The organism is Amaricoccus sp. (genome assembly GCF_036846665.1).
Taxonomy (GTDB): domain Bacteria; phylum Pseudomonadota; class Alphaproteobacteria; order Rhodobacterales; family Rhodobacteraceae; genus Amaricoccus.
The window spans coordinates 1-19,505 of the sequence record NZ_DAIUBO010000057.1; the positions used below are offsets into that span (position 1 = coordinate 1).

21 protein-coding genes are annotated in these 19,505 nt (G+C 70.8%); 12 read left to right on the forward strand and 9 right to left on the reverse strand.

The features are described from left to right. Positions 1-153: 153 nt before the first annotated feature. The 5 genes from V7050_RS07600 to V7050_RS07620 are packed head-to-tail and all read right to left on the reverse strand — an operon-like array spanning position 154 to position 3,694. The gene (locus V7050_RS07600) at positions 154-534 is read right to left on the reverse strand and encodes a 4a-hydroxytetrahydrobiopterin dehydratase (protein ID WP_324369603.1); all 381 of its coding nucleotides are present in this window, start codon (positions 532-534) and stop codon (positions 154-156) included. Positions 535-557: 23 nt separating this feature from the next. Beyond that, positions 558-1,190 carry a glutathione S-transferase family protein gene (locus V7050_RS07605; protein ID WP_324369602.1) on the reverse strand — a complete coding sequence of 211 codons (633 nt, stop codon included), beginning with the start codon at positions 1,188-1,190 and terminating at the stop codon, positions 558-560. A 48-nt stretch (positions 1,191-1,238) separates the two neighbouring features. Next, positions 1,239-2,426: a GNAT family N-acetyltransferase gene (locus tag V7050_RS07610; RefSeq protein ID WP_324369601.1), complete on the reverse strand. Its 1,188-nt coding sequence runs from the start codon at positions 2,424-2,426 to the stop codon at positions 1,239-1,241. A gap of 46 nt (positions 2,427-2,472) precedes the next feature. Beyond that, positions 2,473-3,249, reverse strand: a complete 777-nt coding sequence (locus V7050_RS07615; protein ID WP_324369600.1) for a glycerophosphodiester phosphodiesterase family protein — start codon at positions 3,247-3,249, stop codon at positions 2,473-2,475. Further along, positions 3,230-3,694: a RidA family protein gene (locus V7050_RS07620; RefSeq protein WP_324369599.1), complete on the reverse strand. Its 465-nt coding sequence runs from the start codon at positions 3,692-3,694 to the stop codon at positions 3,230-3,232. The genes V7050_RS07615 and V7050_RS07620 overlap by 20 nt, the downstream gene beginning before the upstream one ends. 151 nt (positions 3,695-3,845) lie before the next feature. Between V7050_RS07620 and V7050_RS07625 the strand changes: the two genes are divergently transcribed. Next, the gene (locus V7050_RS07625) at positions 3,846-4,574 is read left to right on the forward strand and encodes an MlaA family lipoprotein (RefSeq protein WP_324374082.1); all 729 of its coding nucleotides are present in this window, start codon (positions 3,846-3,848) and stop codon (positions 4,572-4,574) included. Beyond that, positions 4,561-5,184 carry an MlaC/ttg2D family ABC transporter substrate-binding protein gene (locus tag V7050_RS07630; protein WP_324369597.1) on the forward strand — a complete coding sequence of 208 codons (624 nt, stop codon included), beginning with the start codon at positions 4,561-4,563 and terminating at the stop codon, positions 5,182-5,184. The genes V7050_RS07625 and V7050_RS07630 overlap by 14 nt, the downstream gene beginning before the upstream one ends. A 3-nt stretch (positions 5,185-5,187) precedes the next feature. Here V7050_RS07630 and V7050_RS07635 read toward each other — a convergent pair whose 3' ends face one another. Both V7050_RS07635 and V7050_RS07640 read right to left on the reverse strand, forming a co-directional pair. Further along, the gene (locus V7050_RS07635) at positions 5,188-6,399 is read right to left on the reverse strand and encodes an MFS transporter (protein WP_324369596.1); all 1,212 of its coding nucleotides are present in this window, start codon (positions 6,397-6,399) and stop codon (positions 5,188-5,190) included. A 346-nt stretch (positions 6,400-6,745) separates the two neighbouring features. Next, on the reverse strand, positions 6,746-8,695 hold the full coding sequence (locus tag V7050_RS07640) for a transglycosylase domain-containing protein (protein WP_324374080.1): 1,950 nt from the start codon (positions 8,693-8,695) through the stop codon (positions 6,746-6,748). A gap of 364 nt (positions 8,696-9,059) precedes the next feature. On the opposite strand from V7050_RS07640, the gene V7050_RS07645 reads away from it, so the two are divergent. From V7050_RS07645 to V7050_RS07655, 3 genes are all read left to right on the forward strand, one after another. Further along, positions 9,060-9,398: a P-II family nitrogen regulator gene (locus V7050_RS07645; RefSeq protein ID WP_324368326.1), complete on the forward strand. Its 339-nt coding sequence runs from the start codon at positions 9,060-9,062 to the stop codon at positions 9,396-9,398. A gap of 31 nt (positions 9,399-9,429) precedes the next feature. Further along, positions 9,430-10,791 (forward strand): ammonium transporter, encoded by a 1,362-nt coding sequence (locus V7050_RS07650; protein ID WP_324368328.1) that lies wholly within the window; start codon positions 9,430-9,432, stop codon positions 10,789-10,791. 106 nt (positions 10,792-10,897) lie between these two features. Next, positions 10,898-11,359, forward strand: coding sequence for a GAF domain-containing protein (locus tag V7050_RS07655; RefSeq protein WP_324368330.1), 462 nt, complete (start codon positions 10,898-10,900; stop codon positions 11,357-11,359). Between the two features lie 127 nt (positions 11,360-11,486). Here the strand turns inward: V7050_RS07655 and V7050_RS07660 are convergent, their stop codons facing one another. Together V7050_RS07660 and V7050_RS07665 are read right to left on the reverse strand one after the other, a co-directional pair. After that, entirely contained in the window at positions 11,487-11,708 is a 222-nt protein-coding gene (locus V7050_RS07660) for a DUF378 domain-containing protein (protein ID WP_324368332.1), read from the reverse strand. Positions 11,709-11,764: 56 nt separating this feature from the next. Continuing rightward, positions 11,765-12,256 carry a fasciclin domain-containing protein gene (locus V7050_RS07665; RefSeq protein WP_324368334.1) on the reverse strand — a complete coding sequence of 164 codons (492 nt, stop codon included), beginning with the start codon at positions 12,254-12,256 and terminating at the stop codon, positions 11,765-11,767. Between the two features lie 189 nt (positions 12,257-12,445). Between V7050_RS07665 and V7050_RS07670 the strand changes: the two genes are divergently transcribed. The 7 genes from V7050_RS07670 to V7050_RS07700 form a co-directional block, all read left to right on the forward strand. Further along, positions 12,446-13,072: a helix-turn-helix domain-containing protein gene (locus tag V7050_RS07670; protein WP_324368335.1), complete on the forward strand. Its 627-nt coding sequence runs from the start codon at positions 12,446-12,448 to the stop codon at positions 13,070-13,072. A gap of 96 nt (positions 13,073-13,168) precedes the next feature. Continuing rightward, on the forward strand, positions 13,169-14,968 hold the full coding sequence (locus tag V7050_RS07675) for an adenine deaminase (protein WP_324368337.1): 1,800 nt from the start codon (positions 13,169-13,171) through the stop codon (positions 14,966-14,968). 11 nt (positions 14,969-14,979) lie between these two features. Then, positions 14,980-16,470 (forward strand): AMP nucleosidase, encoded by a 1,491-nt coding sequence (locus V7050_RS07680; protein WP_324368339.1) that lies wholly within the window; start codon positions 14,980-14,982, stop codon positions 16,468-16,470. A 184-nt stretch (positions 16,471-16,654) separates the two neighbouring features. Next, a complete protein-coding gene (locus tag V7050_RS07685) occupies positions 16,655-16,945 on the forward strand; it encodes an HU family DNA-binding protein (RefSeq protein ID WP_324368341.1) in 291 nt (96 codons plus the stop codon). Between the two features lie 75 nt (positions 16,946-17,020). Then, the gene (locus V7050_RS07690; protein ID WP_324368343.1) at positions 17,021-17,899 is read left to right on the forward strand and encodes a DMT family transporter; all 879 of its coding nucleotides are present in this window, start codon (positions 17,021-17,023) and stop codon (positions 17,897-17,899) included. A 66-nt stretch (positions 17,900-17,965) separates the two neighbouring features. After that, a complete protein-coding gene (gene cobT / locus V7050_RS07695; protein WP_324374077.1) occupies positions 17,966-18,979 on the forward strand; it encodes a nicotinate-nucleotide--dimethylbenzimidazole phosphoribosyltransferase in 1,014 nt (337 codons plus the stop codon). Beyond that, positions 18,976-19,505 (forward strand): adenosylcobinamide-GDP ribazoletransferase (locus tag V7050_RS07700; RefSeq protein ID WP_324410436.1); only part of this gene is annotated, 530 nt, incomplete at its 3' end. The genes cobT and V7050_RS07700, both read left to right, overlap by 4 nt.

The following is a 19,505-nucleotide window of genomic DNA, read 5'->3' on the forward strand; positions in this document are numbered from 1 at the left end:
CCTGGCGGGCGCGCTTGTCGCGCCTGCCGGGGGCAGGCAGGCGCGCGCGGATTTGGCACGGGCCAAATCCGCGAAGGGGAGGCGGCGCGCTGGGGCACGGGGCCTGACCGATGCGAGATCGGCCCGATCCGCGTCGCTCCCGGACCGGAATACCTATCCCGCCGCCGGCCCCGCGGCGGCGTGGAGCTTGCAGAGGCATTCCACCGGTTCGGAATGGTCGCGCTGGATCTCGACGCCGGCGCCGGCGAGCTTGTCCATGCGCCGGGCGAGCTTGATGTCGAGCGCGCTCAGCCCGTCGCAATCGTGCGTGGTGAGCGTCACGTCCACCACGTTGTAGACATTGGTCCATTCGGGGTGGTGGTTCATCTTCTCCGCCGCGAGAGCGGCCCGCGACATGAAGCCCCAGGCTTCCGAGAAGGTGGCGAACTTCCAGATCTTGCGGATCGAATCACGGGCAGGATCGGCGCCCCAGCCGGCCTCGCCCAGGGCGGGAAGCTCGGCGTCGCGCTCGCTCTGGCTCAGTCTCTCGGTCATGCTCCTCCTCCTCGGATCAGGGTTCAGCCCGCGGCGGCGGCGCGGGCGGGCATCGCGGCATTGTCGGCGGCCTCGGCGCGGGCGCGGGCCGGGCGGCCGGCGATCCGCGCCCAGTAGTCCTTGAAGGCCGGGCGCGGCTCGATCGAGCCGAACTGCAGGCCCCAGCCGATCTGCGAGCCGACATAGACGTCGGCGGCGGAGAAGCGGCTCCCGGCGATGAAATCGCGCCCGGAGACCGCGCCCTCGAGCGCGTCGAACATGCGCTCGAGCTTGGCGTAGCCCACCATGCCCCGGCGCTCCTCGGGCACCTCGACGCCGAGCGCGCGGTTGACGAGCGCGGCCTCCAGCGGGCCGGCGGCGAAGAACATCCAGCGGTAGAAATCGGCGCGGCCGTCGGGCGTCGGGGTCAGTTCCGCCTCCGGGAAGGCCTCGGCGAGATAGGCGCAGATCGCGGCGCATTCGGTGACCACATGCCGGCCGTGCCGGATCGCGGGCACCTTGCCCAGCGGGTTGATCGCGAGATATTCGGCGCGGTTCATCTCGGGGCCGAAGCCCAGGTAATGCGTCCGGTAGGGGGCGCCAACCTCCTCGAGCATCCAATGCGCGATGCGTCCGCGCGACATGGGGTTGGTGTAGAAGTCGATCGTGCCTGTCATGGTTCACTCCACTGCTTCGATGCACATTCCGGCCGGCTCCCGGCCGGGTCAATCCGGTTCCGCCGCCGGCCCGCGGCGGAACGGGCCATAGGCGGTCAGGACCTCGATCTCCTCGCCCACCGCCGCCGCCTCGGCGCGCAGGTATTGCGCGACCGCCCGCGCGAAGCCCTCGTCGGCGATCCAGTGCAGCGAATGGGTCGCCACCGGCAGGTAGCCGCGCGCCAGCTTGTGCTCGCCCTGGGCGCCGGCCTCGACCCGGGCGAGGCCGCGGGCGATGGCGGCCTCGATGGCCTGGTAGTAGCAGAGCTCGAAATGCAGGAACGGGTGGTCCTCGGTGCAGCCCCAGTACCGGCCGAAGAGCGCATCGCGGCCGATGAAGTTGAGCGCGCCCGCGACCCAGCGGCGGTCGCGGCGGGCGAGGATGAGCAGGATGTCGTCGCGCAGACTCTCCTGTGCCGCGTCGAAGAACGCCCGGGTGAGGTAGGGCTGGCCCCATTTGCGCGCGCCGGTGTCCTGGTAAAAGCGCCAGAACGCCTGCCAGTGCGCGGGCTCGATCGCCGCGCCGGTGAGCGCGACGATCTCGCCGCCGAAGGCCTGCGCCTGCGCCCGTTCCTTGCGGATCGCCTTGCGCTTGCGCGAGGCGAGATCGGCGAGGAAGGCGTCGAAATCTCGGTAGCCGCGGTTCTGCCAGTGGAACTGCTGGCTGCTGCGGCCCAAGAGCCCGGCCGCCTCGCCCCAGCGCCGTTCCGCCTCGGTGCAGAAGGTGACATGCAGGCCGGAGACGCCCATGCGCGCGGCGAGCGTCAGCGCGCCCTCGATCAGCGCCCTTCGGCCCGTCTCCTCGAAGCCCGGCCGGGTCAGCAGCCGGCGGCCGGTCGCGGGCGTGAAGGGAACCGCCGATTGCAGCTTGGGGTAGTAGCGCCCGCCGGCGCGCTCCCAGGCATGGGCCCAATTGTGGTCGAAGATGTATTCGCCCTGGCTGTGGCCCTTGGCATAGAGCGGCATCACCGCGATGGCGCCGCCGCCCTGGCGGGCGACGAGATGGCGCGGGGCCCAGCCGGTGCCGGGACCGACGCTGCCGGAGGATTCGAGCGCGGCGAGGAAGCGGTGGGTGGTGAAGGGATCGACCGGGCGCGCGCCGATGGCGCCGTCGCCGGCGCAGGCGTCCCATTCCGCCGCGGGGATCTCGTCGAGCGCCCCGAGCACCGTGATCTCGATCTGGTCGCCGCCGTCCATGCCGGTCTCCTGCCCGCCCCTAGAGATGGTCGCGGGCGGCGGCGCGTCAACCGGGCCGGTCGGGGGCGTAGCCCTCGAAGGTGATGTTGTCGGCGACCCGCCGCGCGGCGGCTTCCTCGGCGGGCCCGCGCACGGTCCAGCAGAGCACCGGCACGCCGCGCGCCTTGAGCGCCGAGACGGCGGGCGAATCGAGCTCCCGGTGGTTGTGGGAGATGAAGGCCGATCCGGTGGGGCCGAAGTCGCAGATGCCGGCCAGCTCGCCGCGCCGGGTCTCCGAGAGCGGCCATTTCGGCCCCTCGAAATTGCAGGTCGTCAGACCGCGCGGCCGGTCCGGGGCGGCGCGCGCCGCCGCCGCCACCGAATGCGGGTTGAAGGACATCAGCGCCACCGGCCCCACATAGCCGGCGAGCAGGTCCGCGGCGCGCGCCTCCATCGCGCCCCCGGTCGGGCCAAGCATAGGGTCGGGATCCTTGAACTCGATCAGGAGCGGCGCGCGCCCGGCGACGATGGCGAGGATCTCGGAAAGCGTCGGGATGGTCTCGCCGCCGCCGGTCAGCGGGATCGCGCCGAGCTCGGCGGCGCTGCGCTCGGCCACGCGCCCGCGGCGGCCGGTCAGCCGCCGGAGCGCGGCGTCGTGGAACACCATCACCTCGCCGCAGGCCGCGCGCTGGACGTCGATCTCGATGCCATAGCCGGCCGCCACCGCCGCCCGCACCGCGGCGCGGCTGTTCTCGATCACCCCCCTGCCCCGGTCGTGCAGCCCGCGATGGGCGAGCGGACGGGCGAGGAACTCGGGCGGGAGCTCAGGCGATGCGGAACACACCCTCGACCTCGACCGCGACGCCCAGGGGCAGCGAGACCGAGCCGACCGCGGCGCGCGCGTGGCGGCCCCGGTCGCCGAAGATCTCGACCATGAGGTCGGAGATGCCGTTGATCACCTGCGGATGCTCGGTGAATTCCGGCGTCGCATTGACGAATCCGGTCAGCTTGACCACCTGGCGCACCCTTTCGAGATCGCCGCCGCAAGCGGCGCGCAGCTGGGCGACGAGCGCCAGCCCGCAATGCCGCGCCGCGGCGCGGCCCGCCGCGACATCGACGTCCGCGCCGAGCCGGCCGGTGATGAGCCCCGCTTCATCGCGGCTGATCTGGCCGGAGACGAAGACGAGATCGCCCGTCGTCACGTAAGGCACGTAATTGGCGGCCGGCGCCGGGGCGTCGGGCAGGACGATGCCGAGTTCGGCGAGACGGGCGTCGATGGTCTGGGTCACGGGGGGCGGGCTCCTTCGCTCTAGCGGCCGCGCCGAGGCTAGCCAATATCGCGGCCGAGGGAAATCGAAATGCCGCCGGGGGCTGGGCCGAGCAGACGGGTGGCGCCGCCGCCACAAGGCCGCTATGGAGGTCTCCGGAGGTCGCCAACCCATGCGGATCGCGTGTATTCTTCTCGGAGCCCTGGTGCCGGCCTGGCTCGCCGGCTGCACCGCCGCGCCGGATCCGGGCAGCCTCGATTTCGATCCGCTAGAGGAATCGAACCGGGTCGCCCACGCGAACAACAAGCAGATCGACAAGGCGATCTTCCAGCCCGTCGCCCGGACCTACGGAAAGATCCCGGCGCCGATGCGCAAGGGGGTGACGAACCTGCGCTACAACTGGAAGCTGCCCGGCCAGGCGATCCAGTCGGTGCTGCAGATGCGCGGCCCGCAGACGGCCGAGACCGTCACCCGTTTCATGATCAACACGAGCCTCGGGCTCGGCGGGCTGCTCGACCCGGCGGCGGAGATGGGCCTGCCCTATCGCGAGACGAATTTCGACGAGACCTTCGAGGTCTGGGGCGTGCCGGAGGGCGGCTATCTCGAGCTGCCGATCGGCGGGCCGGGCACCCAGCGCGACTGGACCGGCTGGGCGCTCGATATCCTGCTCGACCCGGTCTATCTCGTGGCCCCGGCAACCGCGACCAACGCGCTCTTCGGGATCGGCACGCTCGACATCGTCAACGACCGCTACGAGATCGACCCGGTGCTCGACGAGCTGCTCTACAATTCCGCCGACAGCTACACCGCCCAGCGGATCAGCTATCTTCAGAACATGCGGGCGCGGCTTCAGGGCGGCACCGATGTCGGACAACTGGAGGATGTCTATGCCGACTACTGATCCGATCACCCGGCCGGGGCGCCGGGCGCTGCTCGCGGGGCTGGGCTCCGCGGCCCTGCTCGGCCTCCTGCCGCGGCCGGCGGCCGCCGATGCCGCCTCCCAGGCCCAGGGCCTGGTGATGGCGATCTCGGCCGACCTGACCAAGCTGGTCAATTCCGGCCGCAGCGAGGCGCAGCTCTACCGGGATTTCGAGGGGCTTCTCGCGCGCTACGCCGACATGCCGGCGGTGGCGGCGGCGACGCTGGGCCCGGCCTGGCGCGGCGCCTCCGCGGGGCAGCGGCAGGCCTATGTGGCGGCCTTCCAGAGCTATCTCGCCCGCAAATACGGCCGGCAGTTCGGCGAATACCGCAACGCCAGCATCAGCGTCGCCGGCGCGCGCGACGCCGGCAGGGCGGGCGTGCTGGTGCAGACGGTCGTGGTGCGGCCGGGCCAGGAGAACATCGCCGTCGACTGGCAGATCAGCGACCGCAGCGGCAGGGCCAGGGCGGTCAACCTGATCATCGAGGGGGTCTCGCTGCTCGCCAACGAGCGCGCCGAGATCGGCGCGATGCTCGACGCCCAGGGCGGCAGCGTCGATCGGCTGACCGCGGAGCTGCGGGCCCGGTCCTGATGGTCAGCGCGACTTGAGCGCGTTGTCGGGCGGCAGGAAGACGGTCAGGAGCCCGATCAGCGGCAGCCAGGCGCAGAGCCGGTAGACGAAGGCGATGCCCTTCCAGTCGGCGAGGATGCCGAGCGCCGCCGCGCCGATCCCGGCGATGCCGAAGGCGAAGCCGAAGAAGAGCCCGGAGATCAGCCCGATGCGGTTCGGCACCAGCTGCTGGGCATAGACGAGGATCGCCGAGAAGGCCGAGGCGATCACCACGCCGATGACGAAGGTCAGGATCGCGGTCCAGAGCAGGTTGGCGTGCGGCAGCGCCAGGGTGAAGGGCAGCACGCCGAGGATCGATACCCAGATCACCGCCTTGCGCCCGATGCGGTCGCCGATAGGGCCGCCGACGAAGGTGCCGAGCGCGACCGCCCCGAGGAAGACGAAGAGCAGGAGCTGCGATTCGCGCACCGAGACGCCGAAGGTCTCGATCAGGTAGAAGGTGTAGAAGCTCGTCAGGCTGACCACATAGACGTATTTCGAGAAGACGAGCAGCGCGAGGATGCCGATAATCACGAGGATCCGCCGCCGCGGCAGCAGCGGATTGCGCGCCGGCGCCACCCGGGCGGCGACGCGCTCGCGGTGCCGGGCCCGCGCCCAGCTGCCGACCTTCCAGAGCACGATCATGCCGAGCAGCGCCAGCACCGAGAACCAGGCGACCGAGCTCTGGCCGAAGGGCAGCACGACGAAGGCCGCGAGCAGCGGGCCGATGGCGCTGCCGGCATTGCCGCCCACCTGGAAGAAGGATTGCGCCGTGCCGTAGCGGCCGCCCGAAGCGAGGCGCGCGAGGCGCGAGGCGTCGGGGTGGAAGATCGCCGAGCCGAGGCCGATGCTGACCGCCGCGAGCAGGAGCACCCCATAGGCATGGGCGAAGGCGAGGGTCACGAGCCCCGCGAGGCTGAGCCCCATGCCGAGCGCGAGCAGCCGGAAGCGCGGGCGCCGGTCGGTGGCGAAGCCCACCGCCGGCTGCAGCACCGAGGCCGTCCCCTGGAAGGCGAAATGCAGCAGGCCGATCTGGGTGAAGCTGAGCGCGTAATTGGCCTGAAGCACCGGATAGAGCGCCGGGAGCAGCGACTGGATGGTGTCGTTGAGCATGTGGCAGAGGCTGAGTGCCCCGAGCACCAGATAGGCGGTACGGGTCTCGGGGGCGGTCGGGAGATCCTGGGTGGTGGTGCTCATGCCCGCTGCGCGGCTCCGCCGGAAGGAAGCCGGCGCGAAGGTATGGCCCGCGCCGCCAGCACCGTCCAGCGGAAAGCAGGCGGCCGGAGATCGGCGCGGGAAACAGATCATTGATGCCAGCGGCCCTCGCCGAAGGCTCCCGTTGCACCCGAGGCCGGTGTCCCCGGCCGTGAGGGCAGAGGAACCGAACCTGGCTGCGCGCCCGCCGGTTCGGGCGCTGCTCTCATCTTGTGGTGGGACGGTCGAAGTGGAAAGTCCCAGCTCAGATGCGATCGCTCTGGCCATGCCAGGGTCGTCCCGTCCCGGTCCCCGACCGGCGGAAGGCTCCATCCTCGCCCGAAACCGCTCAGTTGCGGCCGAAGATGCCGCGCACCACGTTCTGCAGGACCGATTGCACCGTGGTGCCCACGTTGCTCACCACCTCGGCCGGCCCGGGAAGGGGCACCGAGGGCTCTGCGGGGGCGCGCTCGGGCAGCGGGCGGACCGGCTGTCCCTCCTCGACGCGCAGCATGACCTCGCGCCAGATCTCGGCGGGCAGGCCGCCGCCGGTGGTGCCCGAAAGCGGCGTGTTGTCGTCGTAGCCCATCCAGACCCCGGTCACGTAATCGCCGGTGAAGCCGATGAACCAGGCGTCGCGGGCGGCCTGGGTGGTGCCGGTCTTGCCCGCGACCGGACGGTCGGGCAGGCGCGCGCGCCCGCCGGTGCCGCGCTCCACGACCTGGCGCAGCATCCAGACGAGCTCGCCCGCGGATTTCTCGTCGAGCACGCGGACCGGCGCGACGCCGTCGCCGGCCATCAGCCGCGAGCCGTCGGACTTGAGCTGCAACTCGCGCATGCCGTAGGGGATCGCCGTCGCCCCGCCGTTGAGGATGCCGGCATAGGCGCCGGTCATCTCGAGCAGGGTCGCCTCCGACACGCCCAGCGCCAGCGCCGGCCCGTCCGCGAGCGGCTCGTTCACCCCGAGGTCGCGGGCGACGGCCCGCACCCGCGCCCGGCCGGTCGCCTCGGAGACCCGCACCGTGGCGGTATTGACCGAATGCACCAGCGCCTCGGTCAGGTCGATCTGGCCCTTGTAGCTGTGGGTGTAGTTCTGCGGCGACCAGTCGCCGGAGCCCGGCACGTAGAGGGTGAGCGGCGCGTCGAGCACCGGGTCGGTGGGCTCGGCGCCGGCCTGGAGCGCGGCCGCGAAGACGAAGGTCTTGAAGAGCGAGCCGGTCTGGCGCTTGGCCTGGACCGCGCGGTTGAACTGGCCCTCGGCGCCCCCGAGGTCGCGCCCGCCGATCATCGCGCGCACCGCGCCGTCGCGCGACATCACCACCACCGCGGCCTGGGCATTGGAGCCGGCCTTGACCTTGGTCTCGAAGACCTCGGCGAGTCCCGCCTCGGCGGCGTGCTGGACCCGCGGGTCGAAGGTGGTCAGGACCGCGACGTCCTCGGTGGTGGTGCGGGTCAGGAAATCCGGACCCGAGGACATGACCCAATCGGCGAAGGCGCCGCCGGCGCGGGCGGCGGCGGCGCGCGACAGCGCGGCGGGCTGGGCGAGGGCGACGGCGGCCTGCTGCTCGGTCAGATAGCCCTGGTCGCGCATGAGCCCGACGATCGTCGCCGCGCGGTTCTGGGCGCGGGCGAGGTCGTTGGTGGGGGCGAAGCGCGAGGGCGCGCGCAGGAGGCCCGCGAGCATCGCCGCCTCGCCGGGCGTCACCTCCGCCGCGGACTTGCCGAAATAGCGCTGCGCCGCGGCCTCGAAGCCGACCGCGCCGGCGCCGAGATAGGCGCGGTTGAGATAGATCGAGAGGATCTCGTCCTTGGTGAACTTCCATTCCAGCGCCAGCGCCGCCGGGACTTCCTTGATCTTGCGCTCCAGCGTCCGGGTGCTGTCGAAGAAGAGGAGCTTCGCCACCTGCTGGGTGATCGAGGATCCGCCCTGCACCGTGCCGCCTGCCTGGAAATTGACCAGGGCGGCGCGCGCCGTGCCGCGCAGGTCGATGCCAAAATGGCGGTAGAACCGCCGGTCCTCGGTCGCGACGACCGCATGGACCAGATGCGGCGACACCGCGCCGGCCGTGGTCAGGCCGAGCTGCTCGCCCCGCCAGGCGAAGACCTCGCCGTTGCGGTCGAGCAGGGTGACCGATCCGCCGGAGCGCCCGTCGAGAAGCTCGTCGTAATCCGGGATCTGCGCGACGTAATAGGCCGTGCTCACCGCGAGCACGATCGCGGCGAGGATCGCCCCGCGCAATCCGACCCACCAGACCAGGCGGAAGCTGCGCGCCAGCAATCCCCGGAGAAACCTCTCCATGCGACCGAGGCGCGGCTTCGGCTTCGCCTTCGCCCGTTTCCTGCCTTTTCCGGCCATATCGAGGCCACCTGCCCGTTCTTGTTATGGGCCGATTCTATTCGGATCGGCCCGGATGCGCCAGACCCTTGCGCCGGGGCCGGCGAGGCGGCGCCCAGCGGCAGGCATTTGTGCAGTTCTTAAGCATTCTTGATTGAGCGCCGTAATTATGGGCATACGTGGCGACGAAAACCGTCATCGGCCGATGCGGGGAGAGTGTTTTTCGTTATATATCAATATATTATAGACGCTCCGGCTGAGTTGGCACGCATCTTGCTCGACACATGGCAGCGGTCGCCGCGAGGCGACGCCCAATCACGAGGATGCGATGAAACTGATTGTAGCGGTCATCAAGCCCTTCAAGCTCGAGGAGGTCCGCGAGGCGCTGACCAATCTCGGGGTCCAGGGGCTGATGGTCTCCGAAGTGAAGGGCTACGGGCGCCAGTCCGGCCATACCGAGATCTATCGCGGCGCCGAATACGTCGTGAACTTCGTCCCCAAGGTCAAGCTCGAGATCGTCGTGCCCGACGCGGTCGCCGCCCATGTGGTCGAGACCGTCGCCATGACCGCCAAGACCGGCAAGATCGGCGACGGAAAGATCTTCGTGCTCGATGTCGAGCAGGCGATGCGCGTGCGCACCGGCGAGACCGGCGACGAGGCGCTGTGAGCAAATGGGACATGACAGGAAGCCATCAGAGATGCTGAACCTCACGAAAACCACCGGGCTCGCCGCGCTGGGCGCGATGCTGGCCCTGCCCGCCCGCGCCCAGGAGACCGTCGGCGGCGTCGCGACCGAGGCGGTCGCCGAGGCGGTGGCCGCCACCGTCGACAAGGGCGACACCACCTGGATGATAACGGCGACCATCCTCGTGCTCGGCATGACCCTGCCGGGGCTCGCGCTGTTCTACGGCGGGCTGGTGCGCTCGAAGAACATGCTGTCGGTGCTGATGCAGGTCTTCGTGATCGCCTGCACCATGATGATCCTCTGGGTCGTCTACGGCTACAGCCTCGCACTCAATGGCGGCGGGCCGTTCGACGCCTTCATCGGCGGCTTTTCCCGGCTGTTCCTGGCGGGCGTCACGCCGGATTCGACCGTGGCGACCTTCACCGAGGGCGTGGAGATCCCGGAATACATCTTCATCTGCTTCCAGATGACCTTCGCGGCGATCACCCCGGCGCTCATCGTCGGCGGCTTCGCGGAGCGGATGAAGTTCTCGGCCGTGCTGCTCTTCTGCGTGCTCTGGAGCACCTTCGTCTATCTGCCGATCGCGCATATGGTCTGGTACGGCGACGGCTATCTCTTCCAGCTCGGCGCGCTCGATTTCGCCGGCGGCACGGTCGTCCACATCAACGCCGGGATCGCGGCGCTGGTCGGCTGCCTCGTGCTCGGCAAGCGCATCGGCTTCGGCCGCGAGGCGCTGACGCCGCATTCGCTGACCATGACCATGATCGGCGGCTCGCTGCTCTGGTTCGGCTGGTTCGGCTTCAACGCCGGCTCGAACCTCGAGGCGAACGGCGGCACGACGCTGGCGGTGATCAACACCTTCGTGGCGACCGCCGGGGCGACGCTGGGCTGGATGTTCACCGAATGGGCGGCCAAGGGCAAACCCTCGCTGCTCGGCGTCGTCTCGGGCGCGGTCGCCGGCCTCGTCGCGGTGACGCCGGCGGCGGGCCTGATCGGGCCGATGGGCGCCATCGTGCTCGGGGTGATCGCCTCGGTGGTCTGCTTCTACTTCGTGACCAGCGTGAAGAACGCGCTCGGCTACGACGACAGCCTCGACGTCTTCGGCATCCACGGGATCGGCGGCATCGTCGGCTCGATCGGCACCGGCATCTTCGTGAGCCCCGCGCTCGGCGGCATCGGCGTCGATGGCTATTCCATGGCCGGTCAGGTCTGGATCCAGTTCGTCGGCGTGGTGATCACCATCGTCTGGTGCGGCGGGGTCTCGTTCCTGCTCTACAAGCTCGTGGACATGCTGGTCGGGCTGCGGGTGACCCCCGAGAGCGAGCGCGAGGGCCTCGACCTCGCCGATCACGGCGAACGCGCCTACGTCTACTGAGGCCACCGGCCTCACGAAGCGGAAACGCCCGGACCGTGTGTCCGGGCGTTTTCATTTGCGCCGCCGTCCGGCCGGGAGTAGCGCAGGGGCGCAACCGGGGGGCGCCATGCCGATCGACCGCGCCGAACTGTCCGCCCGGATCCGGGCGCTCACCGCGGGCGAATCCGATGCGGTCGCCCTGATGGCGACGATCGCCTGCGAGCTCTACCACGCCGATGCGCGCTTCGACTGGGTCGGCTTCTACCGGGTGGTGGCGCCGGGCCTCCTGAAGATCGGTCCCTATCAGGGCGGCCACGGCTGCCTGGTCATCCCCTTCGAACGCGGCGTCTGCGGTGCGGCGGCGCGGGAGCGCCGGACGCAGATCGTGCCGGATGTCGATGCCTTTCCCGGCCATATCGCCTGCGCCTCGAGCACGCGCTCCGAGATCGTGGTGCCGGTCCTCGATGCGGCGGGCGCGCTGATCGCCGTGCTCGACATCGACAGCGACCAGCCGGACGCCTTCACCGAAGCGGATGCCGGCGTGCTCGAAGCGATCGTCGCGGAGGTCTTCGCGCGGCCGCCGCCCTGACGTCCCGGGCGCCGCGCCCGGGGAGGGTCCGGGCAGACCGCGCGCCGCGTCTGCGGCGCGGGTCTCGTTCGGAAACGCCAGCTTCGGCCGGTCCCGAAGCGGGCGGGGCCGATCGCGCCGCTCCGGCTCAGCGATGCGCGGCCGGGGTGGCGGCGCCGCCGAGCGCGGCGGTCAGCGGGCGGATCTGCCACAGGGCCGACAGTCCGACCAGTACATAGACGAGCCGCGACAGCGCCGAGCCGGCGCCGAACAGGGCTGCGACGAGGTCGAAACCGAAGAGGCCGAAGAGGCCCCAGTTCAGCCCGCCGACGATCAGCAGGATCAGGGTGACGGTGTTCAGGATCTTCATGGCTCTTCTCCGTTGGAGGCGCCGCGCGGATGGACCGCGCGGCCCGAATGGGGGAATCAGTTGGCGGGCGGCAGGATGACCGCGTCGACGACGTGGATCACGCCGTTCGAGGCCTCGATGTCGGCGGTCACGACCTTGGCGCCGTTCACCGTCACGCCGCTGGTCGCGTCGATCGCGAGCTCTTCGCCCGAGAGCGTCTTGGCCGTCGCCGTCTTGCCGGCGATGTCGCCGGACATCACCTTCGCCGGCACGACATGATAGGTCAGGATCGAGACGAGCTGCTCGCGGTTCTCGGGCTTGAGCAGTTCGTCGACCGTGCCGGCGGGGAGCGCCGCGAAGGCCTCGTCGGTCGGCGCGAAGACCGTGAAGGGCCCCTCGCCCTTCAGGGCGTCGACGAGCTCCGCCGCCTGCACCGCCGCCACCAGCGTGTTGAAGCTGCCGGCTCCGACCGCGGTGTCGACGATGTCGGCCTGCTGGGCCTGCGCCGCGCCGGCGGTGATCCCGAAGGCCGCGATCGCGGCGGCGAGGAGGTTGCTGGACTTGATCATGCTTGGGTCCTTCCCTTGCTGGCTTTCTCCGTCCATCCGCCGATCGTGGCATCACGAGAAGCGGTGACGGTTTCGCATGTGGTGAATATCTTTGTTCATGCCATGCACAATTTCGTGATATGACAACGATTTGCACCCTGATACAAACAAGCCGCGTTCGTTGCCTCAGGGGAAAAGCGGGAAGCGCGCATGGTTTCGGAAACGCTCGCGGACGAGTTGGGGCAGTATCGGATCGGGCCGAAGGTGCGGGCGCTGCGCCGGGCCCGGAAGCTCGGCCTGGTCCAGCTCGGCGAGCATACGGGCCTCTCGCCGGGAATGCTCTCCAAGATCGAGCGCGGCCAGGTCTTTCCGACGCTGCCGACGCTGCTGCGCATCGCCATGGTCTTCGGCGTCGGGCTCGACCATTTCTTCGCCGACGCGAGCGCCCGGCGGACCCTGTCCGTGGTGCGCCGGCAGGACCGGCTCCGCCTGCCCGAGCGATCCGGCGCGACGGCGCCGGCCTATTTCTTCGAGAGCCTCAACTTTCCCGCCGCCGACAGGCTGATCGACGCCTATCTGGCGGTCTTTCCCGCCCGGGGACCGAGTTCCGACCCGCACCGGCACGACGGGGCCGAGCTCGTCTTCGTGCTCGCCGGGCAAGTCGCGGTCACGGTGGGCGAAACGGAGGTCCTGCTCGCCGAGGGCGACGCGCTCTATTTCGACCCCGCCGTGCCGCACCGCTATGGCGGCTTCGGGAGCGAGGACGCAACGGCGCTGGTCGTGGTCACCGCCGGCGGGCCGGCGGCGGAGACCGTGGCGAGCGCCGCGGCCCCCTGACCGGCGCCGCGCGCGGCCGGAACCGGCGATGCCGTTTTGGCCGGCCCGCGCGGCGATAGGGCTTGCATGCCGGCGGGCCGCGGGGGAATCTGCGGCATGACCCGCTCCATCCGCCCCTGGCCCGCAGTGGCCGCCGAACTGATCGCCGTGGCCGCCCGCCGGGCGCCCGCCGATCTCGTCATCCGCAATTGCGCCTGGGTGAACGTGCATTCTCGCGAGGTGCTGGAAGGCAGCGACATCGCGATCCGGGCCGGGCGCTTCGCCTCCTGCGGACCCGATGCCTCGGCGATGATCGGCCCCGGGACCCGGGTGATCGACGCGGGCGGCCGCTATCTGATCCCCGGGCTCTGCGACGGCCACATGCATGTGGAGAGCGGCATGCTGACCGTCAGCCAGTTCGTGCGCGCGGTGATCCCCCACGGCACCACCAGCATGTTCGTCGATCCGCACGAGGTCGCGAACGTGCTCGGGCTCGCGGGCGTGCGGCTGATGCATGACGAGGCGATGGTCCAGCCGATCAACGTCTTCGTCGAGATGCCCGCCTGCGCGCCGTCGGCGCCGGGGCTGGAGACGCCGGGCGCCGAGATCTCGCCCCGGGACGTGGCCGAGGCGATGGCATGGCCGAACATCGTCGGGCTCGGGGAGATGATGAACTATCCCGGCGTCATCGCCGGGGACGCCAAGATGCTCGCCGAGATCGCCGCGACCCAGGACGCGGGCAAGACCGTCGGCGGGCATTACGCCTCGCCCGATCTCGCGGGGTTCCATGCCTATGCCGCCGGCGGCCCCGCCGACGACCACGAGGGCACCTGCGAGGCGGATGCCATCATGCGCGTGCGCCAGGGGATGCGGGCGATGCTGCGGCTCGGCTCGGCCTGGTACGACGTGAAGGCGCAGATCACCGCCGTCACCGAGAAGGGGCTCGATCCGCGCAGCTTCATCCTCTGCACCGACGATTGCCATTCCGGCACGCTGGTCAACGACGGGCACATGGACCGGGTGGTGCGCCATGCCGTCGATTGCGGCCTCGATCCGCTGATCGCGCTGCAGATGGCCACGATCAACACCGCGACGCATTTCGGGCTCGAACGCGAGATCGGCTCGATCGCGCCGGGGCGGCGGGCCGATTGCATCCTGACCTCGGACCTCGCGACCCTGCCGGTCGAGACGGTGATCGCCCGCGGCGAGGTGGTGGCCGAGAACGGCGCCTGCCTCGCCGAGGAGCCGGATTTCACCTGGCCCGCGAGCGCGCGGGAAACGGTCCGGATGGGCCGGAAGCTGGTGGCGGCCGATTTCGACATCCCGGCGCCGGAGGGTGCGACGCGCGTCCGCGCCCGGGTGATCGGCGTGGTCGAGAACCAGGCGCCGACGCGGGCGCTGGAGGCGGAGCTCGCCGTGGTGGACGGACTGGTGACCGGGGATGTGGCGAAGGACGTGGCCCAGATCGCGCTGGTCGAGCGCCATCGCCGCACCGGATCGGTGGTCAACGGCTTCGTCTCGGGCTTCGGCTACGACGCGCCCTGCGCGGTGGCCTCGACGGTGGCCCATGACAGCCATCACATGATCGTGGTGGGCAGCTCGAAACCCGACATGGCGCTGGCGGCGAACCGGCTGGGCGAGGTCGGGGGCGGGGTCACGGTCTGGAAGGACGGCGAGGAGATCGCGCTGGTCCGCCTGCCGATCGCGGGGCTGATGTCGGACGCGCCGGCCGAGGAGGTCGCTGCCGCCGCCGAGGGCATCGTCGCGGCGATGGCGGCCTGCGGCTGCCGGCTCAACAATGCCTATATGCAGCATTCGCTGCTCGCCCTGGTGGTGATCCCGGCGCTGCGGATCTCCGACCTCGGGCTGATCGACGTGACGCGCTTCGCGCCGACCGAGCTCCTCCTGCCTGCCTGAGGGCCGCCGCGATGCACCACCGCAACCCTCTCTCCGAACTGCCGATCCTCGCGCCGCCGCCGCAGGCCGACGACATCTTCACCGATGCCGCCGAGGCGGTGGCGGAGATCCGGCGGCGCTACGACGCCGCGGTGGGGTTCCTGCGCGGGCATTTCGCCCGGGTGATGGCCGGGGAGGCGCCCGAGGGGCGCTTTCGCGCCTTCTACCCGCGGGTCGGCGTCACCACCGCGAGCTTCGCCAAGGTCGACAGCCGCCTCTCCTTCGGGCATGTGACCGAGCCGGGCGTCTACGAGACCACGATCACCCGGCCGGATCTCTTCGAGGGCTACCTGACCCAGCAGCTCGGACTCCTGATCCAGAACCACGGCATGCCGGTCCGCGTCGGCACCTCCGACACCGCCATCCCGCTGCATTTCGCCATGGCGGAGGGCGCCCATGTGGAGGGATCCATCGAGGACACGCTGCACCGCCCGCTGCGCGACCTCTTCGACGTTCCGGACCTGAACACCACCGACGACCACATCGTCAACGGCAAGCCGAGCCCCGGCGCGGACGGCGCCCGCCCGCTCGCGCCCTTCACCGCCCAGCGCATCGATTATTCGCTGGCCCGGCTCGCGCATTACACCGCCACCAGCCCCTCCTGGTTCCAGAACCACGTGCTCTTCACCAATTACCAGTTCTACATGGACGAATTCGTGGAATTCGCCCGGGAGGCGCTGGCCGATCCCGATTCCGGCTACGAGGCGCTGATCGAGCCCGGCAATCTGGTGACCACCCGCAAGGGGCGCAGCGGCATGCTCGCCGCGCGCCAGCCGCAGATGCCGACCTATCACCTGGTCCGGCCGAACCACGCCGGCATCTCGATGGTCAACATCGGGATCGGGCCGTCGAACGCCAAGACCATCACCGACCATGTCTCGGTGCTGCGCCCCCATGTCTGGGTGATGATCGGCCATTGCGCCGGCCTGAGGAACTCCCAGTCGCTGGGCGATTACGTGCTGGCCCATGCCTATATGCGCGAGGACCACGTTCTCGACGACGACCTGCCGATCTGGGTGCCGATCCCGGCCTTGGCGGAGGTGCAGGTGGCGCTGCAGAACGCCGTGGCCGAGGTGACCGGCCTGACCGGCTTCGAGCTGAAGCGCATCATGCGCACCGGCACGGTGGCGACGATCGACAACCGCAACTGGGAGCTGCGCGACCAGTCCGGGCCGGTGGCGCGGCTAAGCCAGGCCCGCGCCATCGCGCTCGACATGGAGAGCGCCACCATCGCCGCCAACGGCTTCCGCTTCCGGGTTCCCTACGGCACGCTGCTCTGCGTCTCCGACAAGCCGCTGCATGGCGAGCTGAAGCTGCCGGGCATGGCCACCGATTTCTACAAGCGCCAGGTCGCCCAGCACCTGCGCATCGGCATCCGGGCGATGGAATCCCTGCGCGAGATGCCGCTGGAGAAACTGCATTCGCGCAAGCTGCGCAGTTTCGACGAGACGGCATTCCTGTGACGCCCGGCCTCCGGGGAGACTCTTTTTTGCAACAGTCGCGCATGGGTTGCGCCAGAACCCCATGAAACAAGGGGTCACTGCGCATTCCGCGATTGAGTTTCGGTGATCGGCTGGCATAAGTGCCATCATGCCGGGGCGGGCGCGCCGCCCGGGCTTCATTGATCCGCTCGACAGGAAACGCCATATGACGCAAAAGCCCATGACAAAGACCCAGCTCGTCGCCGCGATTGCCGAGACCGCGAGCGTGGACAAGGCCACGGCGAACCGCGCGCTCGAAGCGCTGACCACCATCGTCACCAACGAGGTCGCCAACGGCGGCGCCGTCACCCTGCCGGGCCTGGGCAAGTTCGCCTGCCGCTCCCGCGCCGAGCGCATGGTGCGCAATCCCTCGACCGGCGAGCAGATGATGAAGCCGGCCGACCGCGTGGCGAAGGTGACCATCGCCAAGCAGCTCAAGGACGTGATCAACGCCTGACACCGCGCCGGTTTCCGGACCACGCGCTACACGGGTCGCGCCCCTGCGCGGCCTGTTGCTTTTCTGGGGGTGGGAATGGATTGGCGCGCCGTCGCGCTCGGGCTGTTCTTCGTCGCGGCCTGGAGTTCCGCCTTCACCTCGGCGCGCATCGTCGTCGCCGACGCACCGGCCTTCCTCGCGCTCTGCGTCCGCTTCCTGATCTCGGGCGCCATCGCGCTGGCGATCGGCTGGGCGATGGGCCAGCGCATCCGCCTTTCGCGCCGGCAATGGGTCGGCGTGGCGGTCTTCGGCCTCTGCCAGAACGCGCTCTATCTCGGCCTCAATTTCGAGGCTTTGCGCAGCGTCGAGGCGAGCCTCGCGGTCGTGGTGGCGAGCCTGCTGCCCCTGATCGTCGCCGGGCTGGGGCGGCTCTTCCTCGGGGAGCGGCTGGCGCCGCTGGCGCTCGCGGGACTCGCGGCGGGCGTGCTCGGCGTGCTCATCATCATGGCGGCCCGGCTCGGCGGCGGCGCCGATCCGGTCGGGCTCGCGCTCTGCTTCGCCGGCGTGCTGGCGCTGGCGGTGGCGACGCTCTTGGTGCGCGGCGTCTCGGTCGGCGGCAATCTCTGGATGGTCGTCGGCCTGCAGATGCTGGTCGGCGCCGCGGCGCTGCTGCCGGTCTCGCTGGCGCTCGAGACCTGGCAGGTCCATTGGACCGCGCCGCTCGTGATCGCCTTCGCCTATACCACCCTGGTGCCGGGCATCGCCGCGACGATGGTCTGGTTCGTGCTCGTCGGAAGGATCGGCGCGACGCGGGCCGCCGCCTTCCACTTCCTCAACCCGTTCTTCGGCGTGGCCACCGCCGCGCTGATCCTCGGCGAGCGCGTGAGCCCGCGCGACGTGCTGGGTGTGACCATCATCATGCTCGGCATCCTGGCGGTCCAGATCGCCCGGGCGCCGGGGCCTTCGTCGCGGTGAAATGGGCTGGCCTCGGGCAGGCGGGGCGGCAATAAGGGCCGGCGCAAACAAGGAGGCCCGACGAAAGTGCAGCCCGCCCCATCCGACCTCGCCGCAGCGATCCGGCGCGCCATCGACGGCAAGACCAAGCCCCTCGGCGCGCTCGGCCGGATCGAGACGCTGGCGGCGCAGATCGCCGAGCTCCAGGGCACGCTGGCCCCGCGCATGGAGACCTGCACGCTCACGATCTTTGCCGCCGATCACGGCATCGCGCTCGAAGGGGTCTCGGCCTATCCGCAGGCGGTCACCCGGCAGATGGTGCTGAATTTCCTCGCCGGGGGCGCGGCCGCGACGGTCTTCGCCGCGGCGCAGGGCATCCCCGTGCAGGTGGTGGATGCGGGCGTGGCGGGAGAGCCGATCGCGGATCCGCATCTGCTCTCCCATCGCATCGCCGCGGGAACCCGCAGCTTTCTCGCCGGTCCCGCCATGGACGAGGGCCAGGCGCGCCAGGCGCTCGAGACCGGCCGGCGGCTCGGCGCGGCGGCGCCGGGCGAGGCGGCGGCCTTCGGCGAGATGGGCATCGGCAATACCGCCTCCGCCGCAATGCTCGGGCACAAGCTGACCGGCCTCGGTCTCGACGGGCTCGTCGGCCGCGGCACCGGGCTCGACGATCCCGGCCTTGCGCGCAAGCGCGCGGTGCTCGCCGCCGCCGCGGCCCGGACCCCCGCCCGGCTCGGCCCCGAGCGGGCGCTGGCAGAATACGGCGGCTTCGAGATCGCGACGATGGCCGGGGCCATGCTCGGCGCCGCGGCGGCGGGCCGGGTCGTGCTGGTCGACGGCTTCATCGCCACGGCGGCGGCGGCGGCGGCGCTGGCGCTCGACCCTGCGGCGCGGCGGGCGATGGTCTTCGCCCATGTCTCGGCGGAATCCGGGCACCGGCCGCTGCTCGACCATCTCGGCGCCGCGTCGCTGCTCGCCCTCGACATGCGGCTCGGCGAGGGCACCGGGGCGCTGCTCGCCTGGCCGCTCCTGCGCGCCGCCGCGGCGATGCTGCGCGACATGGCGAGCTTCGAGAGCGCCGGCGTCAGCGGGCCGGCATGAGGGCGCGCCTGGCCGAGGAAGCCGCGACGGCCCTGGTCGCGGCGCAGTTCCTCACGCGGCTGCCGGTGCCGATGGGGCTCTTCACGCCGGCGCGCATGGCGGCCGCGCCGCGCTGGTTCCCGGCGGTCGGCCTCCTGATCGGTTCGCTTTGCGGCCTCGTCTTCGCCGCTGCCGTGCCGGTCTTCCCGCCGCTCCTCGCCGCGCTCCTGGCGATCGCCGCGGGCATCCTGATCACCGGGGCGCTGCATGAGGACGGGCTCGCCGACACCCTCGACGGGCTCGGCGGCGGCGGGACCGCGGAGCGGGCGCTCGCGATCATGCGCGACAGCCGGATCGGGACCCATGGCGCGCTGGCCCTGATCCTGACACTCGGCGCGAAGCTGCTCGCGCTCGGCGCCCTGCCGGCGGGCGCCGCGCCGGCCGTGCTGGTGGCGGGCCATGCCGCCAGCCGCGCCTCGCTCGTCGCCGCGATGGCGACGAGCCGCTACCCGCGGCCCGAAGGCGCCGGCGCCGGGATGGGGGCGGG